1 protein-coding gene is annotated in these 555 nt (G+C 57.1%); it reads right to left on the bottom strand.

Annotated elements, in window-relative coordinates; genetic code table 11:
- Window positions 1-55: 55 nt before the first annotated feature.
- A partial coding sequence (locus ACW7G5_RS14795) for a hypothetical protein (protein ID WP_457005783.1) occupies window positions 56-555 on the bottom strand: 500 nt, incomplete at its 5' end.

Raw genomic sequence — 555 nt, 5'->3', positions numbered from 1 at the left:
GGCCTAACACCAGAATTAAGCCGTGCCGCGAAGCGGCATCGGCTTGAATGAATCGTTAGGCACCACCGGCGCTGTCAGCGAAAGTGCGAACCGCGTTGTGATGCCGGTAGATTAGAACTGCAGCAGCTATAGACACCGTTAGGAACACCACCGCACCCACGGGAGACATGTGCCAGATGAGTGAGACGGTGGCTATGAGCAGGAGAACCATGCCGGAAATGGCGCACGCAGCAGCTGCCAAGGAACCCTTGGGGCTGTTGAAATGCTCATACGACGGCTTCCCGCAGAACATGTACGCCTCAACATACTGCCAAGCGACAATCCATGCTGGGATAGCGAAGATCGCGGAGTAGAGCGCAATTACTAGCGCCGCACTATCGAGGTTTGTTTGGAGCAGAAGCAGTATCACGCCGAGCGCGATGCCTGCGCCGCCGATCGCCTGTGTCCTCATGCGTTCGAGCGTGGCCTCAGTAAGCCGCTCAGTCACAGCTGATCGCATGCCCTTGGCGTAGAGACTCTTAAAGTCGCGCTGATCTGTCATGTGGTGCCTAACAC

The organism is Luteimonas sp. A501, assembly GCF_054052085.1.
Note: the sequence above shows the minus strand (reverse complement) of the source record. Positions and strands in the feature narration are given on the sequence as shown.